Annotated in this window: 5 protein-coding genes; 2 read left to right on the plus strand and 3 right to left on the minus strand. The window is 72.8% G+C overall.

The genetic code is table 11. The features are described from left to right. Positions 1–93: 93 nt before the first annotated feature. Positions 94–966: a DMT family transporter gene (locus V7050_RS19025; RefSeq protein ID WP_324369903.1), complete on the minus strand. Its 873-nt coding sequence runs from the start codon at positions 964–966 to the stop codon at positions 94–96. 200 nt (positions 967–1,166) lie between these two features. Here V7050_RS19025 and V7050_RS19030 point away from each other — a divergent pair, with 200 nt between their 5' ends. Then, the gene (locus V7050_RS19030; RefSeq protein ID WP_324369901.1) at positions 1,167–1,709 is read left to right on the plus strand and encodes a DUF1697 domain-containing protein; all 543 of its coding nucleotides are present in this window, start codon (positions 1,167–1,169) and stop codon (positions 1,707–1,709) included. A 115-nt stretch (positions 1,710–1,824) separates the two neighbouring features. Beyond that, on the plus strand, positions 1,825–2,880 hold the full coding sequence (locus V7050_RS19035) for an aldo/keto reductase (protein ID WP_324369899.1): 1,056 nt from the start codon (positions 1,825–1,827) through the stop codon (positions 2,878–2,880). A gap of 17 nt (positions 2,881–2,897) precedes the next feature. On the opposite strand, the gene otsB is transcribed toward V7050_RS19035, so the two are convergent. Together otsB and V7050_RS19045 are read right to left on the minus strand one after the other, a co-directional pair. Continuing rightward, positions 2,898–3,641, minus strand: a complete 744-nt coding sequence (gene otsB / locus V7050_RS19040; protein ID WP_324374661.1) for a trehalose-phosphatase — start codon at positions 3,639–3,641, stop codon at positions 2,898–2,900. Beyond that, positions 3,638–4,121 (minus strand): trehalose-6-phosphate synthase (locus V7050_RS19045; RefSeq protein WP_324411038.1); only part of this gene is annotated, 484 nt, incomplete at its 5' end. The genes otsB and V7050_RS19045, both read right to left, overlap by 4 nt.

Genomic DNA, 4,121 nt, shown 5'->3' on the forward strand with positions numbered 1-4,121 from the left:
CGGCGGGGATGCTGTCGATGTTCATGGCTTGCTCCTGAGCGCCCTCGTGTCGGGTGGTCGCCTAGCATGTTCGCAGGCGCAACAAAAGATCCTTCACGCTGCGGTGCGTGCCCGTTCCCCCCGCAGGTTCACCAGATTGCCGAGCACGATCGCGCCGGCGCCGAGGAACACCACCGGGTCGAAGGGCTCGCCATAGACCAGCATTCCCAGGGTCGCGAGCACCGGCAGGCGGATGAATTCCATCGGTGCCACCACCGAGGCCGGCGCCCAGGAGAGCGCCGAGGTCAGCGCGTAATGCGCGGTCAGGCCGGTGAGCCCGACCACGAGGATCCAGGGGACGAGCTCCGGCGAGGGCAGCGGGATGCCCCCGGGGAGCGCGAGGGCGAGGCTGAAGCAAGATTGCGCCAGCGTCATCCAGAAAAGTACGCAAAGCACGCTGTCGAAGCGCATGATCTGCTTGGTATAGATCGTGTTCATGGCGAAGCCGGTGGCGGCGAGGAGCGCCGCCGCCTGGCCCGGGCCGAGGGGGGCGGAGCCGGGGCGCGCGACGATGAGCACGCCGAGAAAGCCGAGCGCGGCCGCGGCGATGCGCGGGCGCGTCAGCTTCTCGGAGAGCAGGACGGGTGCTAGGAGCGCGACCCAGATCGGATTGGTGAATTCCAGCGCGGTGAGCTGGGCGAGCGGGATGGTGGCGAGGGCGTAGAACCAGAGGTTCTGGCCCGCGAAATGGAAGAGGTTGCGCTTGACGTGCAGCCCGGCATGGGCGGTGCGGACCTGGGTGAAGCCCGTGCGGCTGCGGGCGAGGATGGCGGCGACGGTGAGCCAGCCGATCACCGAGCGGTAGAGCATCAGCTCGAAGGTGTTCATCTCGAGCTGGATTTCCCGGCCGGCGACCACCATGGCCGAGAAGGACGCCACCGCTCCCAGCATCCAGAGCGCGGCGTAGAGGGGGCGGGAGCGGTCCATGGCGGCGCGAGTTAGCGGCGCGGCACGAGGCGTGGCAAGGGCTAGTTTCGCCCGGCGCGGGCTGTGCACGAACCGTGCACGCGACGTGCACAATCCATGCGCGGGCCTTCCGCGGGGAGCCGAGCCGCGGCCGCGCCGGAGCCGCATTGTGCGGGGGCGCGGCGGCGGGCAGGGTGGCGGCAGCCAGAGGGGGGGGTGCGATGGCGCGCCATGTGGCATTGCTCTACAGCGTGGTGCTCGGACCGGGCCGGCGGCTGCGCATGGGCGACCTGCGGGCGATGGCCGAGGGCCTGGGATTCGCGCGGGTGCGGTCGCTGGTGGCGACCGGCAATCTGGTGTTCGATGCGCCGGCGGCCGATCCGCGGCTGCTGGAGCAGCGGCTGGAGACGGCCTTCGCCGCGCGATTCGGCCGGCACGTGGACATCATCCTTCGCGATTCGTCCCGTTGGGGGCGGCTCATGGCGGGCAACCCGTTTCCGGAGGCGTCGCTGCTGGCGCCCGACAGGGTCGCGGTGCGGGTGATGCGGGCGCCGGCCGGCGCCGGGGTCCTGGAAGCGCTGGAGCCCTATCGGAGCGCGGACGAGCGCATGGCGCTGGTCGATGGCGATCTCTGGGTGCATTTTCCCCATGGCCAGGGCGGCTCGCGGTTGGCGGCGGCGATGAAGCCGCGGCGCGCGGGCGGGCCGGGGACCTTCCGCAACTGGAACACCGTGCGGGGGATCGGCGTGATGCTCGAGGCGTGAAGCGGGACGGGCGCCACGCGCGGCCCGGGACCCGCGCCGATTCGGGGGGGACGCGGCGCGGGCGGGGTGCTAGGCCGGAGGATGCGGGGGCAACCACGGGGAAAGGGAGAGGCACATGGAATATCGCCAGCTCGGCCGGTCGGGCCTGAAGGTCTCGGCGCTGGCTTTTGGTACCGCCACCTTCGGCGGCGTCGGGCCGCTCGCGAAATGGGGGGCGACGGAAACCGCGCAGGCGTGCCGGCTGCTCGATATCTGCCTCGAGGCGGGGATCAACCTGATCGACACCGCCAATGCCTATTCGCGCGGACGTTCCGAGGAGATCCTCGGCGAGGCCATGGCCGGGCGGCGCGAGCGGCTGCTGGTCGCCACCAAGGTGCGCTTCCGGATGGGCGAGGGGCCGAACGACCTGGGGCTGTCGCGCGCGCATGTGGTGGCGCAATGCGAGGCGAGCCTGAAGCGGCTCGGGACCGACCGGATCGACCTCTACCAGATGCATCAATGGGACGGGCTGACGCCGCTCGAGGAGACGCTCGAGGCCTTCGACACGCTGACCCGCGCCGGGAAAATCCGCTATTCTGGCATCTCGAATTTCGCGGGCTGGCAGCTGGTGAAGATCATGGCGACGGCGCGGGCCATGGGAGTCGTGCCGCCGGTGGCGCAGCAGATCTATTATTCGCTGGAGAGCCGGGACGCGGAATACGAGCTGCTCCCGGCGGGGATCGACCAGGGGCTCGGCGCGCTGATCTGGAGCCCGCTGGCCGGGGGGCTACTCTCGGGCAAGTACCGGCGCGGCAAGGCGCCGGAAGAGGGCGGGCGGCATCTGAACGACTGGCACGAGCCGCCGCTCTCCGACGAGGCGCGGCTCTACGACACGATCGAGGAACTCGTGGCCATCGCGAACGGCCGTGGCGCCTCGGCGGCGGAGGTGGCGCTGGCCTGGCTGCTCGGGCGCGCGGGCGTCGCCTCGGTCATTCTCGGCGCCCGGACCGAGGAGCAGCTGCGCCGCAATCTCGGCGCGGCGGATCTGGTGCTGGCGGCAGCGGAGCGGGAGCGGCTCGACCGGGTCAGCCTGCCGCGGCTGATCTATCCGCATTGGCACCAGCAGCGGACGATCCCCGACCGGCTCGGGCCGGCGGCGGCGAGCCTGATCGAGGGGCATCCCGCGGATTAGGGGGCGGGCGGCCGGGATCAGCCGGCGCCGGCCAGGGCCTCGGCCTCGCGGGCGAGCCAGGCCCGGAGCGCGGCGGGGTCGGGCGCGCGAACGGAGGCGGCGGTGGTGCCGCCGCCGATCTTGATGCCGATGCCGCCGAGCGCCTCGGCGGCGGCGATGGCGTCCTCGTCGGTGGTATCGTCGCCGAACATGAGCAGCCGGCGTCCGGCGAAGGGCGGGTCCGCGGCCATGCGGCGCAGGGCGGCGCCCTTGTGCGCGGCCTGCGGCTTGACCTCCACGACCATCTTGCCGGGCTGGCGGACGTGGCCGGGGAGCCTTGCGGCGGCTTCGGCGGCGGCGGCGAGGCAGGCGGCCTCTGCCTCGGGCGCGGCGCGGTAGTGGAGCGCGGCCACCGGACCCTTGAGCTCGAGCCGCACGCCGGGGTGTCGCGCGGCCGCGCGCAGGGGCGCGAGCAGGGCCGCGGGCGGCGGCGGCGGCGGGCCGGGCGGTGCGGCGTGGGGGGCAAGGATCTCCAGCCCGTGACCGCCGGCGCGCCAGAGCGCATCCGGGGTGCGGCGGGCGAGATCGCGCAGGTCGCGGCCGCTGAGGAGTGCCACGGCGCCGCCGAGACGTTCCGCGATGGTGCGCAGCGCGGCCTCGGTGGCGGCGTCGAGCCGGATGGCCTCGGGATCGGGGCCGATCTCGGCGAGGGTGCCGTCGAAGTCGAGAAAGAGCGCGTCCCCGGGCGCGAGGCGCAGCGCCGCGAGGCCGCCGCGGCTCACCGGTCGGACCGGATCGCGTCGAGCGCGGCGAGGAATTCGTTGCGCCACCAGGCGATGTCCTTCTCGCGCACCGCGGCGTTCAGCGCCTCCCAGCGCGCGCGGCGGTCCTCGACGGACATGACGATGGCGGCGTGGATCGCGTCGGCGGTGGCCATGATGTCATGGGGGTTCACCAGGACCGCGCCGTCGAGCTGCTCGGCGGCGCCGGCGAATTCCGAGAGCACCAACGCGCCCGGATCCTCGGGATCCTGGGCGGCGACGAACTCCTTGGCGACGAGGTTCATGCCGTCGTAGAGCGGCGTCACCAGCCCCACCCGCGCCAGCCGGTAGAGGCCCGAGAGCGCGGCGCGGGGGTAGCTCCGCGCGAGATAGCGGATCGGCACCCAGTCGAGATCGGCATGATCGCCGTTGATGCGGCCGGCGAGGCGGTCGAGCTGCTCGCGGAGGTCCTGATAGGCGTCCACCGCCTCGCGCGAGGGC

It is taken from the genome of Amaricoccus sp. (genome assembly GCF_036846665.1).
Classification (GTDB): Bacteria; Pseudomonadota; Alphaproteobacteria; order Rhodobacterales; family Rhodobacteraceae; genus Amaricoccus.